The sequence below is a fragment of the Phocaeicola sp. genome (assembly GCF_048170425.1).
Lineage (GTDB): Bacteria > Bacteroidota > Bacteroidia > Bacteroidales > Bacteroidaceae > Phocaeicola.
Genome location: NZ_DBEXBB010000093.1, coordinates 1 through 18436, shown reverse-complemented (window position 1 = coordinate 18436; position 18436 = coordinate 1). Strand labels below are relative to the sequence as shown.

Sequence of the window (18436 nt, the reverse complement as noted above, 5' to 3'; positions counted from 1 at the left end):
AATCTTGTTCCCTCCATCCGCTTCCTTTATGAAACTATTAGTCGCCCATGAACCTCCTTGATACTTCCAAGACTCTGGTTTTCCTGTATCATTCAGAAACGAAACTTTTAATCCAGCCATCCTAAGTTCTGCCGGAACTTGGGCAATCGCCGTTGAAAGGTCGTAGCGGTTCGTTCCTCCAGTACCAGAAGTTGGATGAAATACAGACACATTGTATTCAGCAGTAGCTTTCTTAGCATAGTCTTCTACTTTTTCCAGCTCATCCTTTGTCGCATAACCAGCATCTACAGTTCCGCGGAACTTCCAGCCGGGGTTTTGGAAGCTGAATACCTTGCCGTTATCTGCGGAGTCTGGTTCTGACTGGTTGTAGATGTTCACCAGCATGCCGCGACGGAGAAGGACGCCTTTGTCGTCCTTCGGTGCGGTGGAGTCTGCTTCCATGGCTGACACGGATGTGTAGGTTTTGCGGATTCCCAGTGAGCTTCCGTTAATCTCCACATTCTCGATGTATTCTACTATGTCGTTGCTCAGCTGGCCGACTTCTTCCGGCGTTACTGAGTCTATCTTTGTCTTTTCTGCGAGCGCGATGGCGCGTTTTTTTAATTCTGTTGCTGTCATAATTACTGTGCTGCTTGATATAAACCATACAAATAAGCTGTTGCTCCACTTTTTGCAATAGACATTGTACCAACTCCCTTGTATATTGTATTGTCATTAGCAGTTGCTATTACAATGTATTTTTGGTCTGTCTCTGATACAATCTCTAATACAAATTCTATGTCTGTAGTCATGCCTTGCCACTGTCCGTTATTGTACATACTTTTTGCAAGGTTGTTAGTAATAAGACGTGTCATTTTATGCACTCTAACAGACTTATATTCTTTTAATTTTGCAATAATATCATTCAAAGATGAAGAGGAACCGTCAATTAATTCTGTATAAGCCTGTGTCTTTTTTTTAAGAGTTGAAACATCTTCTTCCAATGAAGGAAGTCTAGTGCCAGAATTATATGATTCAAGTGTTGATACTTTACCTTCCAGGTCAGTAACTCTTCCATCTGCTTTTGATGCAGTTTTCAGGTCAATCCAAGCCACTGCGCCGCTGGTATCCGTACTAAGGTATGCTTCATACTGTTTCTTCACCTTGTGAACCTGCTGGTTCTCGAACGTTCTTTCATCCGAAAGAACCTCACGAAAACAAAGTTTGTTACTTCCGATGGCTCCCAGCGCAGGAACCTGGTACAGCTTACCTGATATAACCACGCCACCTTCCACTACATTCGTCTTTCCACTGTCAAGGCAGCCCCACAATATGCAGTTGTCTCCGTATGTGCGGACCGCTGTATCAATCATGTTTTTAAGGCTGTTCTGCATAAACGACAAGTCGTCTGCCCATACATCTTGTCCGCCGTCGTAAGTCACTAAGTAATCATTCATAATCGTAAATGTTTATTGTATAAACCCGTCCTGCGGGCTTGTTATATTCTACTATATTTTGTATTTCTTCTATTCTGTCTTTCAGGTAAGAAGGCACGTTCACAATAAATTTAAGCTGACCATTCTCTGTGCCATTTTGCAGATAAGTATGCTTCTGAGAACCTTTATAATAGAAGTAACAGCTAGGAGACTCATTACGAAGATAAACAGAACGGTATAATCCTGTTATATCAGTGATATAAATATCCTTATTCTGCAACAGGAAGTAATCATTCAGTGCCTTCTCGATGTAGATTACCTGGCCGTTCACGCTCAGCCGGCTGTCGCACAGATCACGATACTTCATCAGTTCATCGTGAAGGTACGATATGGGCAGCGTGAGCACCTTCAGAAACGCAAACATCTTCTTCTTCCTGAGAGGAGGAGGAAGAAGAAGAAACGCAAATTTGAATATGTCAATTTTGTACCACATAAGTAATCGTATTAGATAATTCTTCCGAAATGAAGCAGCCGGACTCTGCCGTATAGTTGTTACCAGTCACCACCGTGTACGAGCCGGTGCTTGTCTTTGTCTGCACGGTACCCAGTTCCACGTCGGTCACTCCCTGCACGTTCTGTATCGCGTCTACGCACTTGGTCTTGTTGAATGTTCCTCCGTACACGATTCCGGCCAGATAGGCGTTAATGGCATCCTCTACGGGTTTTCCTCCACCGTCTATGCGTGTGCCGTCTGAGGTGAGTATCTGAGGGTCGTAGTACACCTTTACGGCAATCTTGATTTTGTCGGCCGGAAGACTGCGTATGCTGAGGAATACACCTGCTATTTTAACGCTATTCATATAGCTTTTAAAAGCCGTTAGAACGTCTTCCGAAAGCGGTGTGGGAAGGTTGTTTTCCTGACCGGATACAAGTATCTGTATCGTGTTGCCTGCATCCTGTACGGCACAGTATTTTACCACCTGCTTGGCCGTGTCAGCCACCGGATAACGGAAAGCGTGCGTCTGTTCGTCATACTCCAGCGCGTCGCCGTACTGGAAAGCGAGTGCCTGGGCGTGATACCAGCGTACGGTAGGAACGATGCTCTGTGCAATTCGTTCGTCTACGTCCTGCTTGTGTGCATCAAACATGACTTCCAGAGCATAGGCACAGGCAGCCACGATGTAGATAAGAATATTCTCGATGGATACGGTGCTGAAGGTGTTTTCCCATGTGGCATCTTCTCCAGTGATGTTATACGCTTCGCGCAAGGTGTTGTCCTCCATGAAGCGGTCGGTCATCGTCTTTTTAATTTCTGCGATTGTTCTTGCCATAACTACACAAATTCTTTGGTGAATTGTTCCGTAAATATCTTCAGCCGCACCTCGCTGTCGGATGTTTCGGAGGTAGCGGGCGACACATTGTTAGCCTTGCAGTATTCCTGCATTTCCCGGTTTATAACTACGTCCGGCACACTGACCGTCATGCCGGGCGTAAGTTTTTCCGTTGGGCTTATGTCGTTCTCGCGTGCCAGGATGAAGACCCCTGCGAGGTCTCCATATTCCTGTATGGCGATGTCGGCGAGTGTCTGATTAGGTAGCACCGTCACGTTCATGTCTTTTTCCTCCACATTATCCTTATGAGTATCAGTATCGCGCCTGCCCATATGATTGCCGTCGTGTACCATGGCTTAGACTCCTTGCGTTCCGCTTTCACGGTAGACACTTCCTGCTCTATCTGCTGCATCCGGTTCTGTATGTTCGTGATTTCCGCATACATGGTTTCTATCTTCGTATCGGTCTGCGAGGTATCCCTTCTCTCTTCCTGGGTGCTGCTGTTCACAGATCCCGTCGTTACGCTGGTAGGATATTGCTTTCCGGTAGAATCAGGCGGTGAATACTCCGTGCGCTCCCAGCTTGCCGTAACCTCCTCCAGCTTCTGCCACCAGCTGGAGGAAAGTTCCTTAATCATCTCCTGCGTATGCTGATAGGCACTGTCCGATACCTGCGTGTCGGTCTTCGTATCCGTCTGCTTGTCGGTGGTGGCATCCAGCTTCATGGGAGGCTGCGACTTGCAGGCTGTCAGCATCAGTTCCAGGGCTACAAGCAGCAGAAAGCTTTCCATCCACTTGTAGGCCTTTTCGAGTAGTCTTTCCATCATAACAGTATCAGGTTAATAAAAATGATAATGAATCCGGTTATTTCCATCCAGAACGCGGGCCTTGCATATACTATCTTGCTCCACAGATCTGACTTTACATTATCGGCCATCACGTGCCGCACGATGTAGGCTATCGGAAGAAGCCAGGTAATCAGGAGCCAGGGATTCGTACATGCCACCCACGCCTGCGTACTGAGCAAAAGAAGTGCGGTACCGCAATAATGGATAATTCCTTCCGTTCGTTCCTTGAATCGTGGTGAAAGTGTAATGATTATCATTCCAAGTAATGCCAGGAACACGAGGAACTGAATGTTTTCAGGCGTGCGTCCTACTGCTGACACGAAGAAGGTAAATCCGTTAAGCCCCAGGCAGACGGAAAACCATTTCGGGTGCTCCAGCCGGTAATAGGTTTCAGAAATTGAATAAGGAATACCGCCTGTCTTGTAGATTACCACTGCGGTATAGATGGCGAAAATCAACGCCGATATGATTCCGAAGATTGTTTCCATATTGATTCTTTTTAAAGTTCTACAAAGCTTTCCATCCATCCAGCACATCCTGCTGCACAGCCGGAATACCGTTTTCCACCAGGCTGATAGCAGAAGCAAAAGCGCACATCGTCGCCTGGTCGTTCACATCGGGTTCGAATGTGGTAGGCACCTGCATTTCCCTGCACACGGCTGAGATGTAGCCCGATGTGTGATTCTCCGTAGCGGGTGCCCAGCGGTTGATGTAGTCCGCAATGGTGCGGCATCCGTGCAGACGGTGGTAGTTCTGAAGCGTGCGGATCAGTGCGCGATACCCCCACATGGGAGCGATGAACTGGAAAAATGTTCCGTCCGTCTGTTCCTGGCGAAGTCCCTGCCATTTGTCTTTACTCAGCCGGATATTCCCCGGATTATTGTTGCGTAAACCTCTTGGTAACTGTGTCATTTTGTTTCCTCCTCTTTCTTTTCTTGGTCTAAAAATTGTTGTAAATAAGGTATCTTCCGTACCACTTCGAAGCTAAGCACATAATACATGAAGTTCAGCGGCCTGGAGTGAGGGAACAGCTTGCGCATGTTCCGAAGTGTGTTCACCCCGTAGAAGTAGCACACGGCATACACGATGCCTGTAATGCACTGCAAAGCCCCGTCCAGGTTCTTCATTTTCTCTCCGATAATGTAGATGCTCAGCACGATTACATAGAACACGAATGTTTCTAATAGGCAGTGAAAGAACTTCCGGTTGTTGAAACGCTCGTGTTTGGCCACAATGCCGGCAATGAGTCCGGCCAGACAGTTAATCGCGAAGATGAAGAAGATGACAAACACCATGTCCTTCACCGGTGCAAAGTATGCCAGCGTGATACTGAATAGCGTAGCCAGCATGTTTTTGATTCCTGTAATGATTTCCATACTTTCAGTTTTCATTTTTCGTCACATTAATAAGTCGCATCCACGCTGATACCGGAGTTCGTCACCGTCACTTTGTTCACCTTCTGTCCGTCTATCTCCAGCTGCTCCCTTATCTCCGTACGCCATGCCAGCGGGTCATGATCCAGCAGCATGTCAGATATTCCTACGCCTACAGCAGGATTCTCTTTAATCTCGCCTTTGTACAGTCCGATAATGAGAGCCTGGTTCTGATACAGCACATTCCCGACAGTCAGTCCCGAACGGATTTTCCCGTCTGTGCCACGTTGTGGACGTATCATCAGGTCGTAATTTTCTTCTATTAATATCCCTTTCATCAGTGCGTCACTTTCGTATCTTCGTAATCACTTTTATTCAGTTCGCTTGCCTTTGAGGTCACCGCAGCGGCAGTTCCTGTCTGAGCAGTGGCAGAACCGGTTGTGCTCACCTGGTGAGTGTGGTTGTTGAACGTACGTACCAGTTCGTTAATCTTCTGGGTAAGCGATTCAATGTTAATCAGTCCTCCCAGCTTCCCTCCGTTGATGGTAATGCTTTCCACTTCATCCACGGCCAGCACCACAAGCAGGGAAAGGTCATTCGAAAGACTTCCTACCACTACCGCCGTGCCCACCTTGGGAACTATGAGCAGATGGCTTTCATTATCCGCGAGCGAAGCACGCAGCCTTACACCCTCCACATCGAGCGTGCCGAAAGTTACCGTGCAGGTAGTTCCTTCCACACTCTTTACGATGCCCTGCCAGATGGTAATCTCCTTTCCGGAACCCATCATCTGCATCAGGTTATCACGCAGTCTTCTGTATTGGTCCATATCCGTCAGCTTAATCTAATACCCAGTTCTATCGTTCTCTTTCCACCGTCCCGGCTGAATTCCGTAGTGACCGCACGCACGTAGTATCGTCCGTCCTTGTAGTCATAGTCCGGGTCGCGAAGCTCGGCCCCGTATCCCGGCTCACAGTAGGGAATCATCCAGGTGGTAATCGTTCCGTCATACCCATCGAAGGAAAGACGTTTCACCTCCGTTTCTCCTCGCTGCTTCATCGACGCATCGTCACTGCTGGCAGAACGTATCTCCACGCGGTCGCCTCCGGTAGCACCCACTTCGTATTCCTTCACCTTTCCGTCCGGCAGAAGTGCTTTCACCACTACACGCACCTTCCGGTCTTCCGCACGTCGGTATGTCAGGTCGCACGACTCCACGTTTAGCGAAAAGTCGTAGTACACCTCTTCGCCTATCTTCGTGGCGGGCGGATGAATGTGCAGCACGTTGCCTTGCAGATAGATGTCTGCACCGCACTCTTCCTGCACCTTCTTCAGCACATCGTATCCCGTAGCGGTGTGTATCACAAACTTCTCATAGCTCCAGGTGTAGTCGCAGTCAATTTCGTATCCACCGCCTACGCCATCTACCACCTTTTTCAACAGTGTATCGAGCGACACGTTTTTCAGCACTTCATCCGGAACAGGCACACGGAACTTGAAAAGGTCGTCTTCACACTCCAGCGTAATGCTTCCGTTATCGGTTCCTATTCGCTGAAGGTAGCCGGAAAACTCCTCACGCAGTCCGGTTTCCGTGTATCCAATCTTCACCGACACACGGTCGCCGCGCTTGATCATGCTTTCCACCTCCAGCGCCTTGTTATATTCCGATGCAGGAAGGGTGATTACCGCCGTGTCTGCCAGCAGCTCCACACTGCGATGTATTTCCACCTTATCCAGCATTCCCAGACGGAAATCACCTACCTGTATGTCATATCCCATCGTGTACATGTCACCTGTTGTGATTCTTCAGTAAAAGCTTGTATGTGTCGTCGCTGTATGCGTTGATGGTGTACTGCTGGTTCTGTATTCCCTTCGTGAACGGGAAATCATAGCTTTCTACTACAATCTGGTTGATGCTGAATATTTCGAACAGCGGGCAGCGCACCTTCAGTTTGGCAGCCTCGCAGAAGTTACGAAGCTTCTGCACATCGTCACGCGGATAGTCGTCACGCTTCTGGTCCATCAGCGCACCTTCTATCTTCACCTGGTAATCGTCCTGTGTCCAACGTTCCTTGATGGAACCCCTTATCTTGCCCTTAGACACCTGACGACGGACGATAATGTTTCGTCCGGTCAGCGTAATCAGCGGCTCGATAGGAACCAGCCACCAGTCTTCCTGTTCCACCAGAGATATTTCCAGCGGAAAGCGCATCGGAACGCCCAGCGCGTTGGTACGTACCATATCCTCCAGCTCCGCTTCTTCCAGCATCATCAGTTCGTCGTATTCCGACGGGTCCTGACGCGTTACTACCGGTTGATTGAAGAGCCAGTACGGAGGCACTTTCAGCCCGATGGTACGTGCGGCAATATTTCCTAATATGAATTTACTTACACTCATCTTGCGCTCGACATTGCGGTTTCCAGACTTCTGTTCATAGCTTCCAGCATCACACGCTGTAATTCAGTGGTATCGGTCTTATCCATCATCGTCACGTTCAGGTAATCGAAGAACTTGGTAATGTTTACGGTTATCTGCGTGTTCCTGGTTCCTCCGGCGGTAATTTCGTTGGCCTTTCCTCCATCGGATGCAGGTACCGTTCCGGGTGTTCCGTTTGTGCCTGTTCCTGAAGGTGAAGTGCCTGCCATGGCTTCAGGGTCGGATATAGCAGCCTCCTTGGCTTTCTGACGGCTCTGTTCACGACGGCTGTATTCATTATACCATACCGTAGTATTCTTTACCGTCTTTGCACCCGACTGTATCAGCTTGTTTACGCTTTCTCCTCCTACCAGCTTTCGGGTAGCTTCGTTTGCCGTTTTCCAGGCACCTTCAAAGTCACCTTTCACCAGCTTCACAAGAGCCTTACCTACAGCGCCGATACCTTCCACTATATCCCAAAAACGGTCTACAAGGAAAGTGCCGATAGCTTCGCCAAAACCTTTAATGGTATCCCATGCCGTATAAATGAAAGCACGGAATCCGGCAAACTTGTTCCAGCAGTAAACTACGGCAGAAGCAAGTGCAAGAACTCCCGCTACAATAAGCCCTATTGGATTCATTGACATAGCAATGTTCAGCAGCTTCTGTGCCTTTTCGGCTGCAATTAAAGCGGTTACCTTTGCCCACTGAGCGATAGTCCACCCTTTCAGTATGCCTGTGCTGATAAACATGTAGGTATTATATCCTGCCCATGCAGCTGTAAGAGGAATAACAATGCTCAAAAGCCAGTCCATATTATTACCAATCCATACCACCATGCCAGAAAGTGCCTTAATAACAGGAGTAGTAAGCCGGAGAATAGCGCTCAGTCCGTCCATTGCAGGGATAAGAGCAGGCTGGATAATCTGATACATCTCCAGCAACTTCTGGTTAAATTCTCCCAGTAGCTGCTGCCATCGTCCAAAAGGAGTCTTAGCTATTTCGTTGGTCATGTTGTAAAACTTACCACCTTCTCCGGTAGCACGCTGAAATGCCTGACGCAACATCTCAAATGAGATATTACCTTTTGACATCTCATCACGAAGCTCACCGACAGACTTTCCTGTAAGCGCCGACATATCCAGCAGTGGGTTATAACCGGCATTAATAAGCTGAAGCAAGTCCTGACCTTGCAGCTTACCCGCAGCGGCTACCTGACCAAACACCAGGGCCAGCTGCGACATACGGTTCTTGTCGCCCATGGCCACATCACCCAGCATCTTCAGGTCACCCATCACGTTTTCCAGTGACACGCCAAAGCCCAGCATGGTCTTTGCGGCTTCCTGTGTGCCAAGACGGTCGTAAATGGTTTCATCGGCATACTTGTTAATCTGTCCAAGCAGCGTGGAACCTTTCTCCATGCTTCCCGTAAGTACATTAAAGCTTACTGCCGTCTTGTCGGCATCCATACCCAGTTTTGCCACCACGCCGACTCCTGCCGTTAGTGCTACAATGGGATTCGTAAAGAATTCCGCACCCGGCAAAGACATAATAGCCGTCCGCAGCCGTCCGCCTATCGTGGTAGATAAGCGGTTGGCCGAACGGTCGGCAGCGTCCAGACGTTCCTGTATACGGGTAACTTGTCCTATTACCCCGTTGTCACGGCTTCGTATGTCTATAAGGAATTGTAGAATGTTCATAACTTGTTGGCTTTAGCTTCTTGTTTTCGGATGTCGGCCAGCTGGGCTATCGTTTCGGCCCACTGTTCATCGCTCAGCGTGTCAGGGTCAAGATGCAGGTAATACCTCAACAGCGTGTTGTGATAGCCAATCCAGTTGGCTTTCACACTTCCGTCTGCACGGTCTACAACTTTTTTAATTCGGCCTCCTTCGCCTCCATCATTCCCTGAATCTTTTCAGCCACAGCGAAGAAGTAGGCATCATCGTCCCTCATATCCTTGTCACCGTCAATCCAGCAGTTATTCAGCAGGGCCTCATTCATTTTTACGGCATCCTTACCGCCTGAACTGGCAGCCAGCGCATACGACAGGTCTTTCCGGTTTGGTTTGCGCAACACACACTTCTTATCTTCTACCGTAATTTCAAACACGTTGTTTTCACCGTGCTTTTCTTTCCACTCTTTGAGCTGTTCTTCTGTATATTGAAACATCTTTAAATACTGTTTAAAAGGGGTTATACATAATTGTTCTTGATGTTGAGAGCGATTCCAGGAAGCTCATGTTCTGAAAACTTGTCGCCCTGGTTCATACCTTTTGGAACTTCCGTGATTTCGTTTCCTTCAACCAGATCCGTTTTAATCACATCTCCTTTAGAAGGATTACCATAGGAAACAACCACATTGAATGAGGCATCCAGCACATCGCCACCTGAAGCGGCTTCAATGGCCTCCAGTTCACTCTGCAAAAACGTTAGGCTTGTTTCGTACGACTTGTTACCTCGCTGGATGCTGTGCGGCTTGTTTCCCTTTGCGTACAGCGCTTCCTTTTCCTGTTTCTTTACGTAGGAAATAGCGCGAATCTTAGTCACGGGACGCCCTGCCACGATGGCCGTAATATTGCTCCATTCGTATTCTTTACTGTTAAATATGTCCATAGTCGTTATGAGTTAATCTGTACATCAAATCCAAGTTCTACCTCAATCTGTCTTGCGTATCCATAAGGACGCACTTTGAGCGTCATCTTGATGGTAGATGTAGACAGTACGTTCTGCGTCGGGTCAATGTAGCAGGTAGCACCGCTTTCACCGGCAGAAGTGTCCGCACTCAGTTCACCGTTAGCCGTCATGCTGGAGTTGATGGCACCTTCCACAGCTGCCTGCCAGCTTTTCAGGATTCCGGCCTGCATGGTTCCGTCCTGGTTTACGTAGACTTCATCGAGAAGGTAATCCAACAGCGTGTCGTAGGCAATGCGGTACGCCTTGTCAATCACACGGCGGTGAGCGATATGTGCGTAGTCGTCGGTAGGATCTACGCACAGACGGTCGTCCGTGTAGAAGTAGCCGGAACGGCCCACATGAATACGCGGAGTAATGTAACCTTTGTCGTAGATGGTAGCCACATCGTCCATGCTGTCTTCCACGGTGTTCTCACCGATATACATCACGGTGGGATACAGCGAACCGTCTCTCACACGTCCTATGTTACGCTGCACGGGGCTGGATGCCACACGCCCTGCAAAGATTCCCATAGCCGCACCTTCACTGTCCGACTCTGTATCGCCAATCACGATGCACACGCGGTTGTCTTCCCCATCGGACAAGTCTTTCAGCGATTCCGCATCCTTGTAGCTTCTTCCTTCCAGTGCGATAAAAATAGGCGCATAGAGTTCCGTAGTAGCCCATTCTGCCAGCGCCTGCGCCTTAGGCAATGCAGTAAACACGTCAGGGTCGAGTCCTTCCGTAGCTTCCACTTCTTCCGCATCCGGGTCGCGAGCAATGACCAGCGCACGAAGCTCACCTTTCTGGCTTTGCAGCAGACCGCGTAACGGTCCGCTGTCCTTGTCGCACAGATCGGTCATTTTCGTAGTCTTGGCCACCGCATACACTACCACTTTCGTACCTTCTTCCGCTTCCTGGTAGAATTCCTGTACCATCTTATACAGCCCGGCGTTGTTTTCTTTTGTCACGCCAAGGGCTTCCAGTCCGGTAAGGCGGTAAATCGTGTAGGGAGTATTCAGCTTGAATGTTTCGGATACAGCTGTTCCCCCGCACACCAGTGCCAGCAGGCCGTCCTGGCTTTCGGCTACCGTGCCAAGCTGACCTGTCAGAAACTTAATGGAGATTTTGGGTAATGCCATACGCGTTCCTCCTATTATTCTGCTGCATCCTGTACCAGTGCGTACACACCTTTCTTGTCGTTGCGACGGATGGTTCCACCCACACGAACAAGGAAGGAATAGATGTCACCGTAATACAGCGGGTTATCCATGTCATCAAACACTTTCACTTCCCCCAAGGCACGACTCAAGCTGTTCATGTGCCATGCCAGTCCGGCTGCATTATCAGTTGCAGCACCGGAAGCATTCCACTTTGTCAAAGTACCTCCTGTTGCATAACGAAGTACCTGCGAACGCTGCATTACGTTGAAAGAAAACAGTTTTCCCAACACACCATTCTGTGCATCCGCAGATGCAAAGAACGCACGCTGGTCTCCTTCCGTCAAGTCGTCGAGTAATTGTGCATACATGTATGCATCAAGAAGAAGGTAACGTCCTTCCTGTGGAATGTTGTCGGCATTAAACTTGACCATCAGATTCAACACGTCAGCTTTTACCAACGCCTTACGGTTTCCTGTTGCAGTTTCTGTATGTGCTGTAACTGTTTTTGAACCAGATGTACGCACAAAGTGGCTACTATCAGGAGACCAGTTATACAACATTTGTTTAGATGCTTCTTCAATCAGCTGAGCACGGTCTTGACTGATAACGCTGTTACGCTTGTTGTAGCTAAGTTCCACCGTTTCTGCATGAGGAATATAGATAGGGTCAGTAGTCAATTCGTTCAATGTGTATTCTACATCCACATCCGTACGTTTTTTCGCCGTAGCCGGTACTGTAGTACGGTTAATCTCTACTTTACTTGGTGCACCCGCATTCGGGATGTGTACTTTTTTCCCCTGGTTAACGTACATGTCATCGTTAACCGCCTTACTCATAAATGAGTTGTCGGCAAACAGACCTTCGATGATCGTGTTCTGCCAAAGTTCTTTTAGAATAGCCATGTTACTTTCCAAATTTTTCGTTAAACTTCTGTTTGTACAAATCCGGATACTGGTTCTTCAGCTCAGCCAGTCTTTCCGCCTTGTCAATCTCATCCCAGCTCATGTTAACCAGGTCGTTCTTCCCGGCACCGCCAGCACCTCCTCCGGTATGCAGAAAATCTTCTACCTTCACTGTGCCTTTCTTCGGCATTTCTTCAATCGCCTTGCGGGTGTTTGCTTCGTCAGACATCATCAGGTTCAGAAATACAGGCACCTGCTCTTTGGTCAGTTTGCCTTCCGCTACCGCCTGATTCAGGAAAGCCTGGTGTGCGGTTTTCTTGCTTTCCGCAATCTGGTTAGTAAGTTCTGTTACCCTTGCTTCCAGAGCAGGCACCTTGGCTGCCTGATTTTCCATCGTAGTGATGTGACGCAAAATTTCTTCTTCACTTGCCATGTTGGCAAATGAGGAATGTTTCTTCAATTCTTCCAATAAAGACATATCTCTTGTTTTTTGTGGCTCGTTGAGCCGGTTCATAAAATAGTTATATACTTCCGTGTTGGTAGCGTTTTCGCTCAGTGCCTCTCCGGTGTCTACTATACCGTCAATAAGGCCCATCTCCAGTGCTTCGCTGGCCGAAATCCAGTGTTCCGACCCGTCGAAATACTTCTTCCTCACTTCTTCCGCATCCATCTTGCAGCGGCTGGCAATCATGCGCGAAAGGTCATTTTCGAGCGATTCGGCCAGATCGGCCGCTTTCCGCAGTTCGTCGGCGTTTCCGTAGCTACCGCCCGACACGCGGTGCAGCATGATGCGCGCGTATTTGTTCATGTAAAGAGGCTTTCCGCACAGTGCGATGATGCCCGCAATGCTGGCAGCCAGCCCGTCTATGTATATATTCACATCAGCATCCACGGTGCGCAGCGCATTGTAGATGGCAATGCCACTGAAGACATCGCCACCATTGGAATGTATGTGTACGTCGATTTTGCCGTATGCAGCAGCCAACTCCATCAGCTCGGCCACAACGCGCCCGCTGTCTACCTTTTCTCCGTTTCCTACATTACCGTACATCAATACGCTAACCGTTCCCTCACCGGGTATCTGATTTTTGAAAATCTTATCCATTGTTCCGCTTTTTTCTCTGTGGCAAAATTCGCAATTCCCCGTAAGGTGCAGAAAGCTGTTTTTCAGCGTGCTACGATAATGTGGCATGATGAAAACCTGCTTTCACGCTCTCACCTTATTACAAGAAATTTGCTCCGTAATGAATTAATTATCGACTATGGCAGAATTGAAAAGTGAGCAGAAAAAGATGCTGGCACGCGAAATCTACCTGCTCGGAAGCTACACCTACGAGGAGATAGCGCAGAAGGTGGGCGCACAGCGTCAGACCATCAGCCGATGGGCTAAGGCCGGAAACTGGGACAACCTAAAGGCCGGAATGACCGTGACACGCGAGGCGATACTGAGCAGAATGTATCAGCACCTTAATAACATGAATATGGCCATTCTGGAGCGTGAACCGGCCAAACGTAAGCCGGATACGAAAGAAGCCGACGTGATGGTAAAGCTGGCATCCGCCATCAAAAGAATGGAAACAGATGTAGGCATTAGCGACATCATCAGCGTGGGAATGCGTTTCGGTGAGTTCCTTCGCCGCATCGATCTGGAGAAAGCCAAAGAGTATGTAAAACTGTGGGACGTGTTCCTGAAAGAACAGATTAAGTGATATGGCTACCTACGAAGAAAAACAGAAGCTGAAGGAATGGGAAGAATACCGCCGCGACATTGAATGTGCCACACCCGTAGAGGTGAACATGACCGAAGCGGAGAAGACCAAGAAGAAAATGTATCTGGAGGCTCACCCCGTGGAATGGATACAGTATTTCTTTCCCATGTATGCCAAGTATCCTTTTGCCAAATTCCAGATTAAGGCCATTAAGCGCATACTGGAACACGAAGAATGGTTTGAAGTGCTGAGCTGGAGCCGTGAGAGCGCAAAGAGTACCATTGTGATGTTTTGCGTGATGTATCTGGCACTGACCGGACGAAAGAAAAACGTCATCCTGGCAAGTGCTACCGAAACCAGCGCGGAGAAGCTGCTACGTCCGTATAAGGCTAACTTTGAATCTAACGGACGCATCAAGGCTTTTTACGGTGAACAGCCTGTCATAGGCCAGTGGACCGACACGGAGTTTGTCTGCAAGTGCGGATGTGCGTTTACAGGCGTGGGCGCGGGTAACGCTCCCCGTGGTACCCGTAACGGTGCGGCCCGTCCGGATGTGCTGCTGGTGGACGACTTCGACACCGACGTAGACTGCCGTAACCCCGATACGCTGAACAAGAAGTGGAAGTGGTGGGAAAAAGCCCTGTATCCTACGCGTTCCGTGTCTGAGAAAACACTGGTTATCTTCTGCGGAAACATCATCGCCAAAGACACCTGCGTGGCACGAGCCGGTGCCATGGCCGACCACTGGGACATAGTGAACCTGGTAGACAAGAACGGAAAAAGCAACTGGCCCGAAAAGAACACACAGGAAGCCATAGAACGCATACGCAAGTGCATCAGCAAGGCGGCCTACGAGGGTGAATACATGAACAACCCAGTTACGGAAGGAAACATCTTCCACAACCTGCCCTACGGGAAAGTACCTCCGCTGAAGAAGTTCAAGTTTGTGGTAATCTACGGCGACCCTGCCTACAGCAACAGCAAGAACAAAGCCAGCTCCACTAAAGCCGTATGGGCGTGCGGAAAGATACGCAGCACCTTCTACATCATTAAGGGTTTTGTAGGCCGTGTCACGAATGCGGAGTACATCGACTGGTTCTACCAGCTACGTAAGTACATCGGAAGCCAGTGTACCGTGTACTGTTACCAGGAAAACAATACGCTTCAGGATCCTTTCTTTGAGCAGGTGTTCAAACCCCTTATCCGTGATCAGAACGAGCAACGGAAGGATAACCTGTACATCAAGGGAGACGGACGCAGCAAAATGGATAAGGCCACACGTATAGAGGCTAACCTGGAACCAATCGACCGGAACGGCATGTGGGTGTTCAATGAAGAAGAAAAGGATAACCCGCACATGAAGGAACTTCGCGAACAGTTCAGCCTTTTCGAGCTTTCCCTTCCGTATCCTGCCGACGGACCCGACTGTATAGAAGGATGCTTCAACATAATCAATGAGAAAATAAAAGAACTCGACCCCGGTGTGACCATCGGCTACAGCGAGTTCAAAGATAGTAACCCTTTTTCATGGTGATATGAACAACTTTATAGAACTTACCGACTACGATGCCACGATACACCGTGACATTCTGGACAGCCTGCTGCGCGAAGAATCCGGAAGCAGTGCCGTGATTGAAGTCTGCGAAAACCGTGCCATCGCCACCGTGCGCAGCCTGCTGAACAGCCGATACGACTGCGATGCCATCTTTTCCGCACAAGGCGAAGACCGTAACGTGCTTATCCTGAAAATCTGCCTTGACATTGCCGTGTATGAGATATTCTGCCAGCACAACCCTTATAAGATGTCAGACATCAGGAAAGAACGGTATGACGACGCGATGCAGTTCCTTCGCGATGTGCATGACTTTAAAGCCAACATAGAAGGACTTCCCGAACTTCCTGCCGAAACGCAGACCGACAACAGCCCCTGGCAGATAGCCAGCAACGAGCCGTGGAATCCTTACTTTTAATCAAATTTTAAAACCCTTTTAAACTATGGCCAGACCAAAGAAAAAACGCCGCATCACAGAAGGCGGATACACCCAGATAACACCTGCCTATACCACCGGACCATACGCCCGTGTGGAACCCGACATCATCCTACAGATGCCGGAACTGTTCTACTTCGATATGTCGTCCTACATCAGTGCGCTCAACGCTGCCAAAGCCATCTACTTCTACAACCGCACACGCCTGTATGACATGTACGAATCGGCCATGCTCGACCTTCACCTGGGCGGTATCATAGAAAAGCGGAAGGTGGGTGTAAGCCGCATACCTATCGAGTTCCGGCGAAACGGAAAGCCTGACGACAACGTGAACAAGGAAATCCGTTCGCCCTGGTTCCGAAAGTTTGTGAAGGAAGTGCTCATGTCTAAGTTTTACGGATACAGCCTGTTCCAGTTCTACCGTGGCGATGATGGATTCATCAACTACTACCATGTGCCCTACAAGCACTACGACCCCGTACGCCGTGTCATCCTGAAGTATCAGAGCGACACGGAAGGCATACCCGTAGATTCCTTTGAAAACATGCTGTTTGTGGGCGACAATCCGCGCGACCTGGGAATGATGGCCGAACTTCTTCCGATGGTGCTCTACAAACGCAGCAACTTCGGGAACTGGAAACAGTTCTGCGAAATATTCGGTATGCCCATACGTGAGTACACCTACGATGCAGGCGACGAAGAAGCACGCAGCCGACTGATTCAGGACGCACGCCGTCAGGGAGCCAACGCCGTGTACATCCACCCAAAAGAAAGCAGCCTGAACCTGATAGAGAGTGCCAACAAAAGCGGTACGGTAGACTTGTACGAACGCTTCAAAGATGCCTGCAATACGGAAATGTCCGTCCGCGTGCTGGGTAATACGCTGACCACCGATGCAAAGAGCACCGGCACACAGGCACTGGGTACCGTTCACCAGGAAGAAGAAGACATGCTGAAGGCAGACGACCGCGACTTTATTCTCGATGTGCTGAACTACAATATGACGGACATATTCAACGCACTGGGTGTAAACACGGAAGGCGGTGAGTTTGTCTACGTCAAGAACCGGAACCTGAATCCAAACCAGCAGGTAGACGTGATCCAGAAAGTGAAAGCCATGGGTGTGCCCGTGTCTGACGACTACATCTACGAAGTGCTGCTAATCGACAAACCGGAAGACTACGAACAGCAGAAAGCCGAAATCAAGGCGCAGGAAGAAGCCAACCGGAAGCTACAGCAGGAGATGGCCAACCAGATGGAAAAGCCGCAGGACACGGAACCGGCACGCAAGTCTGAACGCCGCATGAACATGGATAACGAGTCAAAAGCCTGGTACGAAAGGGCGAGAACCGACTTCCGCAACTGGTTGAGCGATTTTTTCGGAGTAGCCCCGAAAAAGAAAGACGGGGCTTTGCCGTTTTAATGGACAACCTCTACGGTGAGCGCTGCGGCGTGTGCGGAGGTTTTCATAATCAGCTGGAGCAGGGTATTGCATTCAGCAAGGAAGCTCTCACACAGATGCTGCGTGACATCTACGACGGGATGAACGTGCGCGACGACATACAGCGTGATGCGTTCGAAGAAACGCTTCGTCTGTTCAATGAGGCCACCGTAGAAGGGCTGTCTGCTTCCAGCTATCCTACAGGCGATGAACTGTTCCTGGAACAGCTTCGCACCAATAACGAAGTGTTCTCTGCTTTCCGCACTCACCGTATGCAGAATGACCTGGCCGCACAGCTTATCGACAAGGACGGAAAGCTGAAACCCTTTGAGCAGTGGCTTGACGATGTGCAGAACATTACGGATCATTACGTAGTGCGATGGCTTCGTACGGAATATGACACCGCCATACTTCGCGCCCATCAGGCAGCCGACTGGAAGCACTTCGAGGAATACAAGGACGTATTTCCGAACCTGCGGTGGATGCCTACCACTTCGCCCGATCCTGACATAGCGCACAAGCAATACTGGGAAGCAAAACTTACCCTTCCGGTAAACCATTCCTTCTGGACGCGACATCGCCCTGGTGATAGATGGAACTGCAAGTGCTCGCTCGAAGCGACCGACGAACCGGCCACCACCGGCGCAGTAGGAGACTTCAAGCCCGTTCCTTCCGTTCCCGGACTGGATAACAACCCCGCAGACGACGGAAAGCTGTTCAGCGACTCGCATCCGTATATCAAGGAAGCATATCCAGGAGCAGATAAGGCAAGTTCTAATATTATACAGATTAACTCTACTCAAGAAAAGTATATTCCTGTAAAAAGTGTAGAAGAAGCAGTATTGAGGTCTAAAAAGTATGGAGTTAAAAAATTTGATACAGGAGATGCTACAATAGAAGAAATTAACACTGTGTTAGAAGCATTATACGATGAAGCAAAACATATACCTGTAGAAATTAATGAATTCCAATTAAAACGTAATTTAAGAAGCATTAATACAAGACATGATATAGGTGGATATTATACAGATCAAGAAAGAAAAATTGCTATTAATCTTAGCAGTTTCGAAAAGAGTATATATAAAAAACCTATACCTTTTGAAGAACAATTAAATCGTTTTAATAAGACTTTAGATAGTCTGCATAGCCAGCTGAAAGATATACAAAGACGTATTAAAG

At 48.8% G+C, this 18436-nt stretch carries 25 protein-coding genes; 5 read left to right on the top strand and 20 right to left on the bottom strand.

Going from position 1 to position 18436, the window contains the following annotated elements:
• The 20 genes from ACMJ0U_RS03925 to ACMJ0U_RS03830 all read right to left on the bottom strand — a co-directional run.
• Window positions 1-618 (bottom strand): hypothetical protein (locus tag ACMJ0U_RS03925; RefSeq protein ID WP_417128319.1); only part of this gene is annotated, 618 nt, incomplete at its 3' end.
• 2 nt (window positions 619-620) lie between these two features.
• Entirely contained in the window at window positions 621-1436 is an 816-nt protein-coding gene (locus tag ACMJ0U_RS03920) for a hypothetical protein (RefSeq protein WP_417128317.1), read from the bottom strand.
• Entirely contained in the window at window positions 1429-1839 is a 411-nt protein-coding gene (locus ACMJ0U_RS03915; RefSeq protein WP_417128315.1) for a hypothetical protein, read from the bottom strand. The genes ACMJ0U_RS03920 and ACMJ0U_RS03915 overlap by 8 nt, the downstream gene beginning before the upstream one ends.
• 52 nt (window positions 1840-1891) lie before the next feature.
• Complete coding sequence (locus ACMJ0U_RS03910; RefSeq protein WP_417128313.1) at window positions 1892-2746, bottom strand: hypothetical protein; 855 nt, start codon at window positions 2744-2746, stop codon at window positions 1892-1894.
• Window positions 2747-2748: 2 nt separating this feature from the next.
• Window positions 2749-3078, bottom strand: a complete 330-nt coding sequence (locus ACMJ0U_RS03905) for a LysM domain-containing protein (RefSeq protein ID WP_417128312.1) — start codon at window positions 3076-3078, stop codon at window positions 2749-2751.
• Complete coding sequence (locus ACMJ0U_RS03900; RefSeq protein WP_417128311.1) at window positions 3024-3572, bottom strand: hypothetical protein; 549 nt, start codon at window positions 3570-3572, stop codon at window positions 3024-3026. The genes ACMJ0U_RS03905 and ACMJ0U_RS03900 overlap by 55 nt, the downstream gene beginning before the upstream one ends.
• Entirely contained in the window at window positions 3569-4081 is a 513-nt protein-coding gene (locus tag ACMJ0U_RS03895; RefSeq protein WP_417128309.1) for a hypothetical protein, read from the bottom strand. Before ACMJ0U_RS03895 ends, ACMJ0U_RS03900 begins: the two co-directional genes overlap by 4 nt.
• Before the next feature lie 19 nt (window positions 4082-4100).
• Window positions 4101-4505, bottom strand: a complete 405-nt coding sequence (locus ACMJ0U_RS03890; RefSeq protein WP_417128307.1) for a structural protein P5 — start codon at window positions 4503-4505, stop codon at window positions 4101-4103.
• Window positions 4502-4984, bottom strand: a complete 483-nt coding sequence (locus ACMJ0U_RS03885; RefSeq protein ID WP_417128306.1) for a hypothetical protein — start codon at window positions 4982-4984, stop codon at window positions 4502-4504. The genes ACMJ0U_RS03890 and ACMJ0U_RS03885 overlap by 4 nt, the downstream gene beginning before the upstream one ends.
• An 11-nt stretch (window positions 4985-4995) precedes the next feature.
• Window positions 4996-5304 carry a hypothetical protein gene (locus ACMJ0U_RS03880; protein ID WP_417128305.1) on the bottom strand — a complete coding sequence of 103 codons (309 nt, stop codon included), beginning with the start codon at window positions 5302-5304 and terminating at the stop codon, window positions 4996-4998.
• On the bottom strand, window positions 5304-5795 hold the full coding sequence (locus ACMJ0U_RS03875; protein ID WP_417128304.1) for a hypothetical protein: 492 nt from the start codon (window positions 5793-5795) through the stop codon (window positions 5304-5306). The genes ACMJ0U_RS03880 and ACMJ0U_RS03875 overlap by 1 nt, the downstream gene beginning before the upstream one ends.
• 5 nt (window positions 5796-5800) lie before the next feature.
• Window positions 5801-6745: a hypothetical protein gene (locus ACMJ0U_RS03870; RefSeq protein WP_417128302.1), complete on the bottom strand. Its 945-nt coding sequence runs from the start codon at window positions 6743-6745 to the stop codon at window positions 5801-5803.
• A gap of 10 nt (window positions 6746-6755) precedes the next feature.
• A complete protein-coding gene (locus ACMJ0U_RS03865; protein WP_417128301.1) occupies window positions 6756-7364 on the bottom strand; it encodes a DUF6046 domain-containing protein in 609 nt (202 codons plus the stop codon).
• Window positions 7361-9082, bottom strand: coding sequence for a tape measure protein (locus ACMJ0U_RS03860; protein WP_417128300.1), 1722 nt, complete (start codon window positions 9080-9082; stop codon window positions 7361-7363). The genes ACMJ0U_RS03865 and ACMJ0U_RS03860 overlap by 4 nt, the downstream gene beginning before the upstream one ends.
• Window positions 9079-9228: a hypothetical protein gene (locus ACMJ0U_RS03855; RefSeq protein ID WP_417128298.1), complete on the bottom strand. Its 150-nt coding sequence runs from the start codon at window positions 9226-9228 to the stop codon at window positions 9079-9081. Before ACMJ0U_RS03855 ends, ACMJ0U_RS03860 begins: the two co-directional genes overlap by 4 nt.
• Before the next feature lie 17 nt (window positions 9229-9245).
• Window positions 9246-9551: a hypothetical protein gene (locus tag ACMJ0U_RS03850; protein ID WP_417128297.1), complete on the bottom strand. Its 306-nt coding sequence runs from the start codon at window positions 9549-9551 to the stop codon at window positions 9246-9248.
• Window positions 9552-9574: 23 nt separating this feature from the next.
• Window positions 9575-9994 (bottom strand): hypothetical protein, encoded by a 420-nt coding sequence (locus ACMJ0U_RS03845; protein ID WP_417128296.1) that lies wholly within the window; start codon window positions 9992-9994, stop codon window positions 9575-9577.
• 5 nt (window positions 9995-9999) lie between these two features.
• On the bottom strand, window positions 10000-11196 hold the full coding sequence (locus ACMJ0U_RS03840; RefSeq protein ID WP_417128295.1) for a DUF2586 domain-containing protein: 1197 nt from the start codon (window positions 11194-11196) through the stop codon (window positions 10000-10002).
• Between the two features lie 14 nt (window positions 11197-11210).
• On the bottom strand, window positions 11211-12119 hold the full coding sequence (locus ACMJ0U_RS03835) for a hypothetical protein (protein ID WP_417128294.1): 909 nt from the start codon (window positions 12117-12119) through the stop codon (window positions 11211-11213).
• A 1-nt stretch (window position 12120) separates the two neighbouring features.
• The gene (locus ACMJ0U_RS03830) at window positions 12121-13224 is read right to left on the bottom strand and encodes a head maturation protease, ClpP-related (protein WP_417128293.1); all 1104 of its coding nucleotides are present in this window, start codon (window positions 13222-13224) and stop codon (window positions 12121-12123) included.
• Between the two features lie 157 nt (window positions 13225-13381).
• Here ACMJ0U_RS03830 and ACMJ0U_RS03825 point away from each other — a divergent pair, with 157 nt between their 5' ends.
• From ACMJ0U_RS03825 to ACMJ0U_RS03805, 5 genes are all read left to right on the top strand, one after another.
• Window positions 13382-13828 carry a DUF1804 family protein gene (locus tag ACMJ0U_RS03825; protein ID WP_417128292.1) on the top strand — a complete coding sequence of 149 codons (447 nt, stop codon included), beginning with the start codon at window positions 13382-13384 and terminating at the stop codon, window positions 13826-13828.
• Window position 13829: 1 nt separating this feature from the next.
• On the top strand, window positions 13830-15362 hold the full coding sequence (locus tag ACMJ0U_RS03820; protein ID WP_417128290.1) for a hypothetical protein: 1533 nt from the start codon (window positions 13830-13832) through the stop codon (window positions 15360-15362).
• A 1-nt stretch (window position 15363) separates the two neighbouring features.
• The gene (locus tag ACMJ0U_RS03815; protein WP_417128289.1) at window positions 15364-15798 is read left to right on the top strand and encodes a phage protein Gp36 family protein; all 435 of its coding nucleotides are present in this window, start codon (window positions 15364-15366) and stop codon (window positions 15796-15798) included.
• Between the two features lie 25 nt (window positions 15799-15823).
• Window positions 15824-17239, top strand: a complete 1416-nt coding sequence (locus ACMJ0U_RS03810; RefSeq protein ID WP_417128288.1) for a phage portal protein family protein — start codon at window positions 15824-15826, stop codon at window positions 17237-17239.
• Window positions 17239-18436, top strand: a 1198-nt coding sequence (locus ACMJ0U_RS03805; protein ID WP_417128287.1) for a hypothetical protein, incomplete at its 3' end; no start/stop codon positions are given. The genes ACMJ0U_RS03810 and ACMJ0U_RS03805, both read left to right, overlap by 1 nt.